The 16,976-nt window shown below is 64.6% G+C and carries 12 protein-coding genes; 6 read left to right on the top strand and 6 right to left on the bottom strand.

Translation table 11 applies throughout. The annotated features are described in order from the left end of the window. Nucleotides 1-17: 17 nt before the first annotated feature. From LOY26_RS13720 to LOY26_RS13710, 3 genes are all read right to left on the bottom strand, one after another. Entirely contained in the window at nt 18-569 is a 552-nt protein-coding gene (locus LOY26_RS13720) for a YbhB/YbcL family Raf kinase inhibitor-like protein (RefSeq protein ID WP_033698083.1), read from the bottom strand. A gap of 48 nt (nt 570-617) precedes the next feature. Then, a complete protein-coding gene (locus LOY26_RS13715; protein ID WP_033698082.1) occupies nt 618-929 on the bottom strand; it encodes a hypothetical protein in 312 nt (103 codons plus the stop codon). Between the two features lie 229 nt (nt 930-1,158). Continuing rightward, nucleotides 1,159-2,448 carry an MFS transporter gene (locus tag LOY26_RS13710; RefSeq protein WP_033698075.1) on the bottom strand — a complete coding sequence of 430 codons (1,290 nt, stop codon included), beginning with the start codon at nt 2,446-2,448 and terminating at the stop codon, nt 1,159-1,161. 756 nt (nt 2,449-3,204) lie between these two features. Between LOY26_RS13710 and fdnG the strand changes: the two genes are divergently transcribed. From fdnG to LOY26_RS13685, 5 genes are read left to right on the top strand one after another with little or no spacing between them, the layout of a single operon-like run. Beyond that, nucleotides 3,205-6,255, top strand: a complete 3,051-nt coding sequence (fdnG, locus tag LOY26_RS13705) for a formate dehydrogenase-N subunit alpha (RefSeq protein ID WP_186665241.1) — start codon at nt 3,205-3,207, stop codon at nt 6,253-6,255. 13 nt (nt 6,256-6,268) lie between these two features. Continuing rightward, nucleotides 6,269-7,153: a formate dehydrogenase subunit beta gene (gene fdxH, locus LOY26_RS13700; protein WP_258713652.1), complete on the top strand. Its 885-nt coding sequence runs from the start codon at nt 6,269-6,271 to the stop codon at nt 7,151-7,153. Further along, nucleotides 7,150-7,785 (top strand): formate dehydrogenase subunit gamma, encoded by a 636-nt coding sequence (locus LOY26_RS13695; protein WP_033698072.1) that lies wholly within the window; start codon nt 7,150-7,152, stop codon nt 7,783-7,785. The genes fdxH and LOY26_RS13695 overlap by 4 nt, the downstream gene beginning before the upstream one ends. Continuing rightward, nucleotides 7,782-8,693 carry a formate dehydrogenase accessory protein FdhE gene (gene fdhE / locus LOY26_RS13690; protein WP_258713651.1) on the top strand — a complete coding sequence of 304 codons (912 nt, stop codon included), beginning with the start codon at nt 7,782-7,784 and terminating at the stop codon, nt 8,691-8,693. Before LOY26_RS13695 ends, fdhE begins: the two co-directional genes overlap by 4 nt. Nucleotides 8,694-8,749: 56 nt before the next feature. Beyond that, nucleotides 8,750-9,625: an AEC family transporter gene (locus tag LOY26_RS13685; RefSeq protein ID WP_186665245.1), complete on the top strand. Its 876-nt coding sequence runs from the start codon at nt 8,750-8,752 to the stop codon at nt 9,623-9,625. Between the two features lie 405 nt (nt 9,626-10,030). On the opposite strand, the gene LOY26_RS13680 is transcribed toward LOY26_RS13685, so the two are convergent. The 3 genes from LOY26_RS13680 to uvrA are packed head-to-tail and all read right to left on the bottom strand — an operon-like array spanning nt 10,031 to nt 15,387. Then, complete coding sequence (locus LOY26_RS13680) at nt 10,031-11,164, bottom strand: HlyD family secretion protein (protein ID WP_258713650.1); 1,134 nt, start codon at nt 11,162-11,164, stop codon at nt 10,031-10,033. Then, nucleotides 11,161-12,810 (bottom strand): MFS transporter, encoded by a 1,650-nt coding sequence (locus LOY26_RS13675; protein WP_033698066.1) that lies wholly within the window; start codon nt 12,808-12,810, stop codon nt 11,161-11,163. The genes LOY26_RS13680 and LOY26_RS13675 overlap by 4 nt, the downstream gene beginning before the upstream one ends. A 60-nt stretch (nt 12,811-12,870) precedes the next feature. Next, entirely contained in the window at nt 12,871-15,387 is a 2,517-nt protein-coding gene (gene uvrA, locus LOY26_RS13670) for an excinuclease ABC subunit UvrA (RefSeq protein ID WP_258713649.1), read from the bottom strand. Nucleotides 15,388-15,733: 346 nt separating this feature from the next. Here uvrA and LOY26_RS13665 point away from each other — a divergent pair, with 346 nt between their 5' ends. Next, entirely contained in the window at nt 15,734-16,909 is a 1,176-nt protein-coding gene (locus LOY26_RS13665; RefSeq protein ID WP_186665249.1) for a M20 aminoacylase family protein, read from the top strand. Nucleotides 16,910-16,976: the final 67 nt, after the last annotated feature.

Raw genomic sequence — 16,976 nt, 5'->3', positions numbered from 1 at the left:
GATCATTACTGCCAATATCAGTGGCCGTAACGCCCTACCAAGGTTTGCGCACCTAGTGCATGGCCTTGCAGCAATTCAAGCAGCCCATTGCGGTCCAGTTCAGCTGGCAGGATGCCGGGTGCCAGGTCGGTGGCGATCAAGGTCAGTGCGTAGTGGTGCGGGTTGTCCCCGGCGGGCGGGCAGGGGCCTCGGTAGCTGGCGGTGCCGCGGGAATTGCGCCCCACCGTCACGGCATGGGTGGTTTGCCCGGCCACACCTTCTTTCAAGCCATCCAGGGCCGGGTCGATGTTGTAGGCGATCCAGTGCACCACCCCGAGGCCCTTGCCGCCATCGGGGTCGAACATCACCAACGCCAGCGAGCGGGTGCCTGCGGGCAGGTTGTCCCAGCTCAACTGCGGCGTGCGTTCCTCACCGGCACCACAGGCCGGGTCTGGCCCGACCTGTTGCAAGGCGATCACCCCGCCGTCAGTGAACGACGATGAGCTGATCGACAGCGCACCAGAACCCGGCCCTGCGGCCAGTGCGCTGCACGGCAGCAGGGCTGCGAGCAGCCACGGTTTGATGTTCATGGCAATTCCTTGGCAGGGCAATGGGGCGCAGTGTAGTCCAGGCTGGCCTTAACGGCTGTCCTGGTCCTCGGCGGTGCCGCCGCTGCTGCCAGCCCCCGAGCCTGTGGCCTCGCCCGTGCTGTTGGAGCCGCCACTGGCGCCGTCTGCAGCATCGGTGCTGGTGCCGGTGTTGCTGCTGTCGTTGTCCTGGCCGCTGCCGGGGCTGTTGACGCTGCTGTCATCACCGGCGGTCTTGCCGCCGGATTGATCGGTTTGCGGGTGGCTGTCGGTATTGGTGGGCTCGGTGGCGGCAAAGCTGGTGCCGCTGATGACGCCCAAGGCCAGGGCCAGGCACAGCGAGAGGGGACGAATGCGGATCATGGTGTATCTCCCTTGCGGATGATCTGTCATTCCTTTGGCCGGGCAGCGCCGGCGCGGTGCCCTTCGGGCGACGGGTGGTCACGCACAGCCCGGATCCGGCCTTGTGTAGGAGCGGCCTTGCGTCGCGAACGGGTTGCGCAGCAGCCCCGGGATTTCAGCTTGGCCGCAGAGATTGCCGGGGCTGCTGCGCAACCCGTTCGCGACGCAAGGCCGCTCCTACAAAAAGCGATTAGCGGATGGGGTCGGGGCGGGTGCTTTCCACGGGTTCCAGCGGCGGATGCTCCTGCGCCGCATGCATCAGGTCTTCGGTCACCCGCAGCTCAGCGCCTGTGGGCGAGAAGGTAGTCGAGGCGGTGAACGGTGCCGGGTGCTCCGCCGCCGGGCGCTTGCCACGGCGCCACAGGAAGAAGCTCACCATCCCCAAGTTGACCACCGCAAAGGCCCAGAAAAGCCCCGCTTCGCCGAACGACGTCATCATCGGCGAAATCGCCAATGGCGCCAGCGCCGAGCCCAGCGAGTTGATCAGCAGCAAGCCCTGGATCATCGGCACCAGGGCGTCGGACGGTGCACGGTCGGCCGCGTGGCTGACCGCCACCGGGTACAGGGCGAACACCCCGCCACCCAGCAGGAACAGCATCGCCGGCAGCAATGACGATTCAGACGGCAGGAACACCGTGATCAACGACAGCACCACGCACAGCCCGGCCAGGGCAATCAGCACGTCCTGGCGGTCTTTGCGGTCAGACCAGCGGCCAACCGGGTATTGCAGCAGCATGGCACCGAGGATGACCCAGGCCATCATGTTGCCGACTTCCCCCACGTCCAGGCCGATGCGCTGCAGGTACAGCGGCAGCAGGGCATAAATGCCGGCAATCGCCACGCCCGAACCGAAGCAGCCGACCAGGCCCGACGGTGCAACACCCAGCAGTTGCCGCGGTTTCAGTGGCTCGACCTGGTCCAGCAGCGGCGACACCCGCGGCAGGATCACGATCGGCAGCACCGACAGCGCCGCAAGCATGCCGGCGAGCATGAACGGTGCGGTATCGCCCAGGCGAGTGATCTCGCCAAGGCCTGCCTGGGCAATCACGCCAGCGCCATAGAAGGCAATCATGTACAGCGCCAGCAGGCGGCCCCGGATCTTCGCGTCGCCGGCCAGCAGCAGCCAGCTCTCGATCACCAGGAATACGCCCACCGCGGCCCAGCCGTTGATCAAACGCAGGATCGACCACCACGTAGTGTCGTAGAACATCCCCTGCAGCAGGATGGTTGCAGCGATCAGCGAGGCGAAGCTGGTGTAGGCGCGGATATGGCCGATGCGCAGGATCAGCCGGTCATTGAAGATCGCGCCAAGGGTCAGGCCAATGAAGTAACTCGACGACACGATACCGATGGTGGTTGCCGATTCACCGGCAGCGCCCAGGCGCAGGGTGGTCAGGGAAGACATGAAGCCGTTGCCCAGGGCAATGATAAACAGCCCGAGCAGGGGCGCCAGCGCCATGGCCAGCAAACGCGGAGACATATGTACCTCAAGGTGGATGAGCGGAATGAGCGCCTCTTCGGACGCGCACGCCGACATGGCCCGATAAGGGGCCAAGAGGCTGCACGGATGTGCCTGGGAGGGATGCGACCTGGGCAAGACTCAACCGCTGGGCCTTGGAAGAACTGGGCCGGGCGGGGTGGGTTGAGCCTATTTCACATGTGCGTTCATGTGTTCAGGCACGGACTCTGTCGTTGCTGCCGGTTGCCACCGTTCAAGGCGACGGGCGAAAAGGAAGCGCGATTCTACGTGCTTGCATCGATTTGCCCAAGGGGCATTGGCCTGCGACGAGACGCCGCAGGGGGAGTGCAGCTGCACCCAGACTACAGCCTGCTAATAATAATTTGTCAGGGTAAATAACTTTAGTCGTATTGATTCATGGATTTATCGAGTTGCCGTGTGCGTTTATTGACCTGGATCAATACAGTTATGCAGTTAGTTGCCATTGCAGTGCATTGATCGATAAAACTTATCAAGCGATCAAGCCGGTCAATTGGTCCCTGCGGCATCCTGCCACTACAATGGCGGCCGCGACCTGCAAGGGGCGCCTTGATAAACGAGTGATGCCACGGCCCATTTAGTGTTTGCCAAAAAGTTGCGTTTATATCAACGCACTGCGAATACCTATTGCCGCCGATTAGTGCCCGTCACCCAACTAGAACGACTTGCCGATAACACCCGTTGATAAGTAACGCCTGTTCGCCCGGTACCGAGCCGGGCTTAGATGAGGAGATGCCCATGGCACTTGGCAGACGACAATTTTTCAAACTTTGCACGGCCGGGGCGGCGGCAGCGACCAGCGTGTCGCTGGGCTTTGCACCGGCGGTGGCCAATGCCAGCCAGTCACGCCAATACAAGCTGTTGCGCGCCAAAGAGACACGCAACAACTGCACCTACTGCTCGGTAGGCTGCGGCATCCTCATGTACAGCCTGGGCGACGGTGCGAAGAACGCCAAGGCGCGCATCTTCCATATCGAAGGCGACCCGGACCACCCGGTCAGCCGGGGCTCGCTGTGCCCGAAAGGGGCGGGGCTGGTGGACTACATCCACAGCGAACAGCGCCTGCTGTACCCGGAGTACCGCGCCCCAGGCTCGGACACGTGGCAGCGCATCAGCTGGGACCATGCCATCGAGCGCATCGCCCGCCTGATGAAGGACGACCGCGATGCCAACTTCATCGAAAAGAACGCCAAGGGCGTAACCGTCAACCGTTGGCTGTCCACCGGCATGCTCTGTTCCTCGGCGGCCAGCAGCGAAACCGGCTCGCTCGATCAGCGCTTCACTCGCGCTCTGGGCATCCTCGGCACCGACAGCCAGGCCCGGGTGTGTCACGCCCCGACCGTATCGGCGCTGGCACCGACCTTTGGCCGTGGCGCCATGACCAACAACTGGGTGGACATCAAGAACGCCAACGTGGTGCTGATCATGGGCGGCAACCCCGCCGAAGCGCACCCGGTGGGCTTCAAGTGGGTGATCGAGGCGAAGATCCGCAACGGCGCCCAGGTGATCGTGGTCGACCCGCGCTTCAACCGCAGCGCCTCGGTGGCCGACCTGTACTCGCCGATCCGCGCCGGCTCCGACATCACCTTCCTCATGGGGGTGGTGAATTACCTGATCAGCCACGACCGTATCCAGCATGAGTACGTGCGTGCCTACACCAATGCCAGCCTGATCGTGCGCAGCGACTACAGTTTCGACGACGGCCTGTTCAGCGGTTACGACGCAGGCACCCGACGCTACGATCGCAGCTCCTGGGCCTACGAGCTCGACGAGCAGGGCTTTGCCAAACGCGACATGTCGCTCAACCACCCGCGGTGCGTGTACAACCTGCTCAAGCAGCATGTCAGCCGCTACACGCCGGAGCGGGTCAACGAGTTGTGCGGTACGCCCAAGGACGATTTCCTGCAGATTTGCGAGATCCTTGCCAGCACCAGCGCACCAGACAAGACTGCGACCTTCCTCTATGCCCTGGGCTGGACCCACCACACCACGGGCGCCCAGATGATCCGCGGTTCGGGCATGATCCAACTGCTACTGGGCAATATCGGCATGGCCGGTGGCGGCGTCAACGCCCTGCGCGGGCACTCCAACATCCAGGGCTATACCGACCTGGGGCTGTTGTCGCAACGCCTGCCGGGTTACATGAACCTGCCGTCCGACAACCAGACCAGCGTCGAAACCTACCTCAAGGAAACCACCCCCAGCGCCCAGCTGCCGGGGCAGGTCAACTACTACCAGCACACACCCAAGTTCTTCATCAGCCTGATGAAGAGCCTGTGGGGCGACCAGGCCACCCGCGAGAACAACTGGGGCTTCGACTGGTTGCCCAAGTGGGACGACAGCTACGATGTGCTCAACTATTCCAACCGCATGTACGAAGGCAAGGTCAACGGCTACATTGCCCAGGGCTTCAACCCGATCGCGGCCTTCCCGGACAAGAACAAGGCTGCCGAGGCCTTGGCCAAGCTCAAGTTCCTGGTGATCATCGACCCGCTGGCGACCGAGACATCGAGCTTCTGGCAGAACCATGGCGAGTCCAACGACGTCGACCCGGCAGCCATCCAGACCGAGGTCTTCCGCCTGCCCTCCAGCTGCTTCGCCGAAGAGAACGGCTCGATCGTCAACTCCAGCCGTTGGCTGCAATGGCACTGGGCCGGCGCGGCGCCACCGGGTGAAGCCTGGCACGATGGCAAGATCCTCGGCCACCTGTTCATGAAGCTGCGCGAGCTGTATCGCCGCGAGGGCGGCGTGTGCCCCGAGCCCGTGTTGAACATGGCCTGGGACTACAAGAACCCCTACGACCCAGAACCCGAGGAAGTCGCCAAGGAGTCCAACGGCTACGCCCTGACCGACCTGCATGACGACAAGGGCAACCTGGTGCTGCGCAAGGGCCAGTTGCTGGACAACTTCGCCCAATTGCGTGACGACGGCAGTACCGCCTGCTTTAACTGGGTGTTCGCCGGTTCCTGGACCGAAGCCGGCAACCAGATGGCCCGCCGCGACAACGCCGACAGCGGCCTGGGCTGCACACCGGGCTGGGCGTGGGCCTGGCCGCAGAATCGCCGCATCCTCTACAACCGTGCCTCGGCCGACCCTCAGGGCAAGGCCTGGGACCCGAAGCGCCAGATCATTGCCTGGGATGGCAGCCGCTGGGCTGGCAGCGATGTGCCGGACTACCCGGTTACCGCCGCGCCCGGCAGCGATGTCAACCCGTTCATCATGCTGCCCGAAGGGGTAGGGCGGCTGTTTTCGGTCGGGGCCATGAACGATGGGCCGTTCCCTGAGCATTACGAACCGATCGAAAGCCCGCTGGTGTCCAACCCGCTGCACCCCAATGTCAGCAAGAGCCCGACCGCACGGCTGTACGAAAGCGACCGGGCGCGCATGGGCAGCCGTGAGGAGTTCCCTTACGTGGCCACCACCTATTCGATCACCGAGCTGTTCCGCCACTGGACCAAACACTCGCGGCTCAACGCGATCATCCAGCCCGAGCAGTTCATCGAGATTGGCGAAGTGCTGGCCAAGGAGAAGGGCATCGTCCAGGGCGACCTGGTGCGGGTGACCACCAAGCGCGGCTACATCAAGGCCAAGGCGGTGGTCACCAAGCGGGTCCAGCGCCTGGAGGTTGCCGGGCAGATGGTCGACACCATCGGCATCCCTTGCCACTGGGGCTTCGAAGGCGCTACCCGCAAGGGTTTTCTGGCCAACACGCTGACCCCAGGCGTGGGTGATTCCAACACCAACACCCCGGAATACAAAGCGTTCCTGGTGAACGTGGAAAAGGCCTGACGGAGCGACGCACATGTCCCTGCAATCCCAAGACATCATTCGCCGTTCGGCGACCAACGCCTTCACCCCCGCGCCCCGTGCCCGCGACCACCAGGCCGAGGTGGCCAAGCTGATCGACGTCAGCATCTGCATCGGCTGCAAGGCCTGCCAGGTAGCGTGCAACGAGTGGAACGACCTGCGTGACGAGGTCGGGCACAACGTCGGCGTGTACGACAACCCGGCCGATCTTACGCCAGACACCTGGACGCTGATGCGTTTCGACGAGCACCAGGACGAAAACGGCAAGCTGGAATGGCTGATCCGCAAGGATGGCTGCATGCACTGCGCCGACCCTGGCTGCCTGAAGGCTTGCCCGCAACCGGGTGCGATCATTCAGTACGCCAACGGTATCGTCGATTTCCAGTCCGAGCACTGCATCGGCTGCGGCTACTGCGTGGCCGGCTGCCCGTTCGATGTGCCGCGCATCAGCAAGAAGGACAACAAGGCCTACAAGTGCACGCTGTGCGTCGACCGGGTCACGGTCGGCCAGGAACCGGCCTGCGTTAGAACCTGCCCGACCGGCGCGATCAACTTCGGCAGCAAGGCCGACATGCTGGTGCAGGCCGAAGAGCGCGTGAGCGAACTGCAAGGCCGCGGCTTTGCCGGTGCCGGTATCTACGACCCGCAGGCCGTGGGTGGCACCCATGTGTTCTACGTGCTGCAACACGCCGACAAGCCGCAGCTGTACCACAAGCTCAACCCGGACCCGCGCATCAGCAGCGCCATCGAGGGCTGGAAAGGCTGGCTGAAGCCGGTGGCCGCCGCAGCGTTCTTCGCCACCCTGGCGGGCACGGTGTTCCACTACATCGGTGTTGGCCCCAACGAAGTCGAGGAAGACGAAAAGGAGACCCAGGTATGAACAAGGACCGACTGATTCTGCGCACGCGCTTCATCGACCGGGCCAGCCACTGGTTCATGGTCATCTGTTTCTTCCTGGTGGCGATGTCGGGGCTGTCGTGGTTCTTCCCGTCGCTGAACTGGCTCAACGGGGTGTTCGGCACGCCACAGCTGGCGCGTATCCTTCACCCGTTTTTCGGGGTGGTGGTGTACGTGGTGCTGATGTTCCTGTTCGTGCGCTTTGTCAGGTACAACCTGCCCGAACGTGAAGACGCCATCTGGTTTCGCAACGTCAACAAGGTGCTGGCAGGCGATCACAGCCAGCCGCTGCGCATCGGCAAGTACAACGCCGGCCAGAAGATCCTGTTTTGGGGGATCATGGGCCTGATCACCTTGCTGATGGGCAGTGGCGTGATCATCTGGCGGCCGTGGTTTGCCGATTACTTCAGCATCCCGCTGATCCGCATTGCCCTGTTTACCCATGCCCTGGCCGGCATCTCGCTGATCTTGCTGATCATCGGCCACGCTTACCTGGCGTTCTGGGTCAAGGGCTCGATTCGCGGCATGATCACAGGCTACGTCTCGCGTACCTGGGCCAAGTCGCACCATGACCGCTGGTACCAGCAGATCAGCAACAAGAGTGAGAAGAAATGAGCAGCAGCATCAAACTGACGGCGGTCGAGCAGCCCAGCGGTGGCGTGGGCGCTATCAGCGCCTTGTTGCTGCCGCAATTGGGTCAGCACTTTGCCAAGCGCGCAGCGCGTTTGCGCCAGCTGGCCGAGGGGCATGAGCAGGCTGATTACCTGGGCTTCGCCGCCACCGTTGCACAGGCCCAGCAGCGGCTGCTGGAGCGTTTTCAGGTGCCTGCGCCCGAGCTTGAGGCCCTTGCCCAGCGGATGGGCGACGCTGCGCCGTTAGCGGTGCAGCAGTTGCCGCGTTCGCGTTACTGGCAGCAAGCGCTCGAAGCGTTGATCGAAGAGCTGCGCGCTGAGGCCAGCGGCCCGGTACGCGCCGCGCTGGATGCGCTTGCCGCATTGAGCCACGAACAGCGCGAAGCCTGCGCCGAGCACCTGCTGCAGGGCCGCTATGGCGAAGTGGACAGCGGCCAGGCGCTGTTCCTGTGGGCCGCCCTGGGGCTGTACTTCGTGCAACTTGCGGCGGCACTGCCTGCCCATGCCCACGCGGCAGTGGGGGAGCACCGCCAGTTCTGCCCGGTATGCGCCAGCGCGCCGGTGGCCAGCGTCATCCTCACGGGCAAGCGTGCCGGGCTGCGCTATTTGCATTGCGGGCTGTGCGAGAGCCGCTGGCACATGGTGCGGGTCAAGTGCAGCAATTGCGAACACACCGGCAAACTGGACTATTGGTCGCTGGAGCGTCAGGACAGTGCGGTCAAGGCAGAAAGCTGCGGCGACTGCGAAAGCTACCTCAAGGCGTTCTATTACGAGCACGACCCGGCGCTGGAACCTGTCGCCGATGACCTGGCCACGCTGCGGCTGGATGCCGAGCTTGAAGGGCAAGGCTTTGCCCGTAGCAGCATCAACCCATTTCTGTTTCCGGGTTGATGCGGCGTAACACTGCGGCATACTGACGCCTTCCCCAACCCAGGAAGGTAAGGCTCATGCTGGCATCGTTGTTCGCCGTTCTGGCACCCGTGTTCATCGTTGCCGGCATTGGTTTCGCCTGGGCTCGCAAAGGCTTGGACTACCCCACCGAGTTCATCGCCAGGATCGTGATGACGGTCGGCACGCCCTCGCTGGTGCTGTCGACCTTGAGCCGCACCGAACTGGACCCGACGGCGTTCACCAGCATGGCCGTGGCCTGCCTGTTGTGCACGCTGGGCATGGCCCTGGCAGGGCTGCTGGTGTGCCGCGTCTCGGGGCAACACTGGCGGGTGCTGTTGCCGGCGTTCATGTTCCCCAATACCGGCAACATGGGCCTGCCGATCAGCCTGTACGCCTTCGGCGAGCATGGGCTGGCCCTGGCGGTGGCGTTTTTCCTGACCCTGTCGATCGTGCAGTTCACCATCGGCATGGCCATCTCGGGCACGGCGGCGTCACTCAAGGCGCTGGCCCGCAACCCCATCGTGATCAGCCTGGCGGGGGCGATGCCGATCATCTTTCTCGATTTCGAACTGCCGCATTGGTTGGCCAACACGGCAGACCTGCTTGGCGGCATGACCATACCGCTGATGCTGCTGACCCTGGGGGTATCGTTGGCCAGCATCCGCTTGCAGCATGTCGGCAGCGGCATCCTGTTGGGTGGGCTGCGTATCGTGCTGGGCGCGGCAGTGGGTTGGGCCGTGGGCGCGGGGCTGGGCATGGAACCGCTGGAGCGGGCGGTGCTGATGCTGCAGTCCGCGATGCCGGTGGCGGTGTTCAACTACCTGATGGCGGTACGGGCCAATCGCTCGCCCGAGCAGGTGGCGAACCTGGTGATGTGTTCGACTGTGCTGTCGTTTGCCTGGTTGCCGGTTGTGCTGGCTGCATGGTTGTAGCGCGTAGGTTTACGTTGTGGGGAGGCAGTTGTGTTGTTCGAGTATTTTTGAGGGGGGCTGGAGATTGTAGGGGGCACCAGGTGCCTGGCTTGGTTTCTTCAGGGGGGCGGATATCGAGCGCCGCCCGCGCGGCGCATCGCGACGCAAGGCCGCTCCTACATTCGTTTCGGGCCAGTGAGGCCAGTGGCATTTGCGCGCGACCGCCTTGTTTGTACGACGCGATATTGAGGGGGCACCAAGGGGCCGCGCGCCAATGCCACAGGAATAATTGGCCCGAAACAAATGTAGGAGCGGCCTTGCGTCGCGATGCGCCGCGCGGGCGGCGCTCGATATCAGCACCACCGCCAAGCCAAAGCCAGGCAAACCCCACGGCCTAGAGCGGCAAGACGGCACCTCGGCAGGTACCTACTGCCCGTCACGGGTGTCGATGCTCACCACCACCGACATACCTGGCCGTAACCGTTTTGCCTGGGGCTGGTCGGCATCCACGGTGATGCGCACCGGGATCCGCTGGGCAATCTTGACGAAGTTGCCGGTGGCGTTGTCCGCCTGCAGCAGCGCGAACTCGGAGCCGGTGGCCGGCGAAATCTGCTGCACATGGCCGTACAGCTTCAGGTGGTTCAAGGCATCCACGGTGAAACTCACCGGCTGGCCGATACGCACTGCGGCCATCTGGGTTTCCTTCAGGTTGGCGATCACCCACAGCGTGTCGGGCACCAGCGCCATCAATTGCGCACCCGAGTTCACGTAGGCCCCCAGGCGCGTGCCAATCTGCCCCAGCTGGCCGTCGCGCGGGGCGGTCACACGGGTGTTGTCGAGGTCGATGCGGGCCAGCTCCACGGCGGCCTTGGCATTTTCCACCGCGGCTTGCAGCGCAGCCCGGTTGACCACCACGGTTTCCCGGTCCTGGCGGGCGATTTCCAGTGCAGCCTTGGCCTGGGCCAGGCTGGCGACGGCAGCCGCCTGGCTGGCACGGGCCAGGTCCAGCTCGCGGCGCGACACCGAGCCGTCGCTGACCAGTGCCTGGTTACGGCCGAGGTCGGCCTTGGCCTTGGTCGCTTGGGCTGCCTCATCACCGATGGCAGCCTGACGCTGGGCGATGGTGGCCTCGGCACTGTTGCGTTGCTGCAGGTTATTGGCCAGTGCCGCCTGTTGCTGTTGCAATTGGGCGATGGCCTGGGCCAGGCGTTGCTTGTAGATGCGGTCGTCCAGTTGCACCAGCAGGTCGCCCGCCTTGACGAACTGGAAGTCATGCACCGGTACATCGACGATGTAGCCACTGAGTTGCGGGCCGATGATGGTCACCTGGCCGCGCACCAGGGCATTTTCGGTACTCTCGATGGCGCTGCCGAACGGCGGCAGGCGCCAGGCATAGAGCACCAACAGGATGCCGGCCAGGGCTACGCAGGCAAAACTGACCGTCGACAGGATGCGCACCCGGCGCGAGCGTACCGGGCTGGTCGGTTCACTGGGGGGCGGCGTGCCTTCCGGGGTCTCGGCGAGGGCGGTGGTGGTGGTCGTGCGGGTTTCGTCGGTCATCGGGTAGGCGCGCTACGGCTAGAGTCGGAGGAGGTGGCCTTGGCGGCCGTGTACCAGAGCCAGGTGCTGCGGATGCAGATCCAGACCATGGTCAGGATAGCGATGCTGCCGATCAGCATGAAGACATCGTTGTAGGCCATCACGTTGGCCTCCCGGGTGGCCGCACTGGCTAGCACGCGCAGGCCGGCTTCGCTGCGCAGCGCCGGGTCGGCGAGGATCCCGGCATAACCGCCGCCACCGCTTTGCACGCGGGCGTTGACCAGCGGCTCAAGGTAACTGAGCCGGTCCATCAGGTGGCTGGAGTGAAATTTTTCCCGCCAGGTCTGGAAGGTGCCGAGCAGCGCTGCGCCAATCAGGCCGCCGAGGTTGTTGCAGATGCCGAACAGCACCGAAAAACTCACCAGGTTGCGCGGGTTGGCCCGCACATGGCTGATGCCCAGGGCCATCGACGGGCCCAGGAAGAAGGTGCTGCCGAAGGCCAGCAGGAACTGGCTAAGGTACATCTGCGCCGGGCGCGTGAGGTTGCTTGAGCTGCTGTCCATGAAGGCCCCGACGGCCATTGCCAGCAGCGAAACCAGCAGCGGGATGACCAGGTGCTTGGGGTCGATGGTCAGGGCGCTGGTGGCAAGGCCGGCCACCGCGCCGAACAGCATGATCGCGTACAGCGTGCGCATCTGCTCGCTGCCCATGTTCAGCGCCTGCAGAAACCCCACCGCACCAGTGGACTGCTCCGAGGTCACCATGCGAATCAGGATCACGCACAGGGCCAGGCGGATGATCGTGCCGCTGCCCAGCCAGCGTGTCATCAGCAAGGGGTTCTGGCGATTGTGTTCGATGGCCAGGCCGCTGAATATCAGGCCGATCGACGACGCCAGGGCCACACCGATCCAGGGCGCCTCCAGCCACCAGTCGATGCGCCCCAGCGACAGTGCGGCGCAAAGCAGGGCGGTGCCGCTGGCCATCAGGGTGAAGGTCAGAAAATCGAGCGGCTCGAAGGTCTTGAAGCGGTCGCCAGGCGGCAACTTGAGCATCAGCACGCAACCCAGTGCGGCCAGTGCCAGGCCCAACTCGAACAGGTACAACCCGCGCCATTCAGCGATCTGCAACAAGTCTTCGGAGAAGATCCGCGCCAGCGGCAAGGCCAGCTGCGAGGCGCCAAGGCCCAGGACCATAGCCTTGAGCCGCCACTGCGCAGGGAACGCCTGGATCATGTAGTACAGGCCCAGCGAACTGAGCGCGGCGCCGACCATGCCGTGGGCGGCGCGCACGGCGATTGCCGAGTTCAGGTCATTGACGAACAGGTGGGCAAAGGTGACCAGTACATAGAGCACCAGGAACACTTCGGTGAAGGCGCGCAAGCCGAACTGCTGGCGAAACTTGACCAGCAGCAGGTTCATCGACACGTTGGTCATCACATAGGCGGCCGGCAGCCAGGCCATTTCGGCGGTGGTCGCCCCAAGGGCACCCTGCAGGAACACCAGGTTGGCCGTTACCAGCGCGCTGCCCAGGCCACCGGTGATCGCCACCAGCAGCCCCACCACCCCATAGGCCAGGCGTTTTCCGGGCGTGTGCAGGGGAGTAGAGGGCGACCCAGGCAGGCTGGGTTTTTCGTGAGGGAGCCACTGGCGTGGGGCGTATTTGTTCATAGGCAGACTGTACGTGACGGGCATGGGCATTAAAACTGTCTGCGCTCACGTTTGCCGCGCCTACAACGCGTTGGCCAGGAAGCTGGCGGTGCGGCTGTCTTTGCACTGGGCAACCGATTGTGGCGTCCCACTGACCACCACCTTGCCGCCGGCATCCCCAGCCCCCGGCCCGATGTCGATCACCCAGTCGCTTTGCGCCACCACGCGCATGTCATGCTCGACCACCACCACGCTATGCCCGGCATCGACCAGGCGATTGAGTTGTACCAGCAGGCGGTCGATGTCCTGCGGATGCAGCCCGTTGGTGGGCTCGTCCAGCACGTACAGCGTCGCCCCGCGCGCGGTGCGCTGCAGCTCGGTGGCCAGCTTGATGCGTTGCGCCTCGCCGCCGGACAGCTCGGTGGCCGGCTGACCCAGGCGCAGGTAACCCAGGCCGATATCCTGCAGGACCTGCAGGCAGCGTCGTACCGGCGGTTGTTCGGCGAACACCGCAAGGGCCTGGTCAACGGTCAGTTGCAGCACCTGGGCGATGTTCATGCCCTGCCAGGTCACTGCCAGGGTATCGGGGTTGTAGCGGGCGCCATGGCAGGTGGGGCAGGGTGCATACACGCTGGGCATGAACAGCAGCTCGACGCTGACGAACCCTTCACCCTCGCAGTTCTCGCAACGGCCCTTGGCAACGTTGAACGAAAACCGCCCGGCATCGAAGCCGTTCGCCTTGGCCTGCTCGGTGCTGGCGAACAGCTTGCGCACGTAGTCGAACAGGCCGGTGTAGGTGGCAAGGTTGGAGCGCGGCGTGCGGCCGATGGGCTTCTGGTCGACCTGCACCAGCCGCTTGATGTTGTCCAGGCCCGCACTGACACGGCCTGCGCTGGTCTGCTCGGGCTCGTCCTCCAGGCTCTGCTCCTCGGGCTCGGCACGCTGTTCGGCATGGCCCAGGTGGGCACCGACCAGTTCCAGCAGCGCCTGGCTGACCAGGCTCGACTTGCCCGAGCCGGAAATACCGGTCACCGAGGTGAAGCACCCCAAAGGGAACCGGGTGCTGAGGTTGTTGAGGTTGTTGCGCGTGATGCCCTCCAGCTGCAGCCAGGCCTGCGCCTTTCGTGGCGCCCGAGCGGCTGGCTGCTGCGGGGCAAAGAGATAGGCGCGGGTGCGCGATACCTCGACCTCGGCCAGGCCTGCGGGCGGGCCGCTGTACAGTACCTGCCCGCCATGCTCGCCGGCTGCCGGGCCGACGTCCACCAGCCAGTCGGCGCGGCGCATGGTATCCAGGTCGTGCTCAACCACGTATACCGAATTGCCCGCCCGCTTGAGCCGTTGCAGGGCGTCGAACAGCGCTTCGCTGTCGGCCGGGTGCAGGCCGGCCGACGGTTCGTCGAGCACGTAGATGACGCCGAACAGTTGCGAGTTGAGCTGGGTGGCCAGGCGCAGGCGTTGCAGTTCGCCCGAGGACAGTGTCGGCGTGCTGCGTTCCAGGGCCAGGTAGCCGAGGCCCAGGTCAATCAGCGGCGCGATTCGTTCCAGCAGTTCGTGGGCGATGCGCTGGGCGGCCAGGCGCTTTTCCAGGGTCAGGGTGTCTTCATGCTGTTGCAGATAACCGGGGGCTGCCACCGAGCGGAACACCTCGGCTAGCGTCTGCAAAGGCAGGCGTGACAGCTCGCCGATGTCGCGGCCGGCGAAGGTCACGGCCAGCGCTGCGCGCTTGAGCCGTTTGCCCTGGCACAGCGGGCAGGGGCTTGGGCGCATGAATTGGGAGACGCGCTTGCGCATCTGCGCGCTCTGCGAATGCATGAACGTGTGCATCACGTAGCGCCGGGCGCCGCTGAAGGTGCCTTGGTAGCTGGGTTCGAGCTTGCGCTTGAGTGCGGCGCGGGTCTGCGCCGGGCTGAGCCCGGCGTAGACCGGCACGGTGGGGGTTTCTTCGGTGTAGAGGATCCAGTCGCGTTGCTCCTGGGGCAGGTCGCGCCAGGGGGTGTCAACGTCATAGCCCATGGTCACCAGGATATCGCGCAGGTTCTGGCCCTGCCAGGCCATCGGCCACGCGGCCACCGCCCGCTCACGTATGGTCAGCGACGGGTCGGGGACCATGGTTGCCTCGTTCACCTCGTAGACACGGCCCAGGCCGTGGCATTCGGGGCAGGCCCCTTGTGGGGTATTGGGCGAGAAGTCTTCAGCGTACAGCATGGCCTGCCCGGCCGGGTAGTGGCCGGCACGCGAGTAGAGCATGCGGATCGAGCTGGACAATGTGGTGACGCTGCCCACCGACGAACGCGCGCTTGGCGTGCCGCGTTGCTGCTGCAGGGCCACCGCAGGGGGCAGGCCTTCGATGGCGTCCACGTCGGGTACGCCAACCTGGTCGATCAGGCGCCGGGCATAGGGCGCGACCGATTCGAAGTAGCGGCGCTGCGCTTCGGCATACAGGGTGGAGAAGGCCAGTGAAGACTTGCCAGAGCCGGATACACCGGTGAATACCACCAGCGCGTCGCGGGGGATGTCGACGTCGATGTTCTTGAGGTTGTGCTCGCGAGCGCCACGGACACGGACGAAACCGGTAGGGGTTGGGTTGCGTGGTGGCATTGGGCAGCTCCTTGGCTGGGGAAATGGGGCACGGTAGCAGTAATTTCAGGGTCTGTGCGGGGATTGGGGTGGGGCTGGCAGGTGTAGGGGTTGGGAGGTTTAGCGCCTGCGAGATCGAGCGCCGCGCGGGCGGCGCTCGATCTCATAGGCGCAAAAACTCCCAAGACATACCCATAGCCGCCCGCCCGCAATCCCCCTTCGCTGCCATGTTCCACCCCGTGGAACCACATTCAATTGTGCTCCGGCCCGCGTCGCGCTTATCTGTCCGTAACCACGACCTGCCTTCCCCGTCGTGATCTCAAAGCGAACAACAAGAACGGGACCCACCCGCGCGAGGAGATTCCACATGCCGCACCATCAGCACATCCTGGCCTGGCTCAACGACGTGGCCAGCGACCTGCACGCCATCCGCCACGATATCCACGCTCACCCCGAACTCGGTTTCGAAGAAAGCCGCACCTCGGCCCTGGTCGCGCAATTGCTCAAAGACTGGGGCTACGAAGTACACACCGGCATCGGCAAGACCGGCGTGGTCGGCGTGCTGCGCAACGGCAGCAGCCCACGTAAGCTCGGCCTGCGTGCCGACATGGACGCGCTGCCCATTCACGAGGCCACCGGCGCTGCCTACAGCAGCCGCCACCAAGGCTGCATGCACGCTTGCGGCCATGACGGGCATACCACCATGTTGCTGGGTGCCGCCCGTTACCTGGCTGCTACCCGCCAGTTCGATGGCACGCTGACGCTGATCTTCCAGCCGGCTGAAGAGGGCCAAGGTGGCGCCGAGGCGATGCTCGCCGACGGCCTGCTGGAGCGCTTCCCCTGCGATGCCTTGTTCGGCATGCACAACATGCCCGGGCTGCCAGCCGGGCACCTGGGCTTCCGTGAGGGGCCGATGATGGCCTCGCAGGACTTGCTCACGGTGACCATCGAGGGGGTCGGTGGGCATGGTTCCATGCCGCACCTGACGGTCGACCCGCTGGTGGCAGCGGCCAGTGTGGTGATGGCACTGCAAACGGTGGTGGCACGCAATATCGATGCCCAGGAAGCGGCGGTAGTGACCGTCGGTGCGCTGCAGGCGGGCGAGGCAGCCAACGTGATCCCGCAGCAGGCCCTGCTGCGTCTGAGCTTGCGCGCCCTGAATGCCGAGGTGCGCGCACAGACCCTGGAGCGGGTGCAGGCGATCATCGTCAGCCAGGCGCAGAGCTATGGCTGCACCGCCAGCATCGAGCATCGTCCCGCTTACCCGGTGCTGGTCAACCACGCCGCCGAAAACGCCTTTGCCCACCAGGTCGGTGTCGAACTGCTCGGCGCCGACGCGGTGGATGGCAATACCCGCAAGCTGATGGGCAGCGAGGACTTTGCCTGGATGCTGCAGCGCTGCCCTGGCGCCTACCTGTTCATCGGCAATGGCGTGAAGCGGCCGATGGTGCACAACCCGGCCTATGACTTCAACGACGACATCCTGCTGACCGGCGCCGCTTACTGGGGCGCGCTGACCGAGCGCTGGCTCGAGCCCGCCTGAGCCCTGCATTGACGACTGCCGCTGGAACCCGGGCGCGAGCGTGCCTGGGCGATCACTTGAAGCGTTT

This window comes from Pseudomonas sp. B21-047, assembly GCF_024748775.1.
GTDB classification, from domain to species: domain Bacteria; phylum Pseudomonadota; class Gammaproteobacteria; order Pseudomonadales; family Pseudomonadaceae; genus Aquipseudomonas; species Aquipseudomonas capeferrum.
This window is presented reverse-complemented; position numbering and strand designations above follow the sequence as displayed.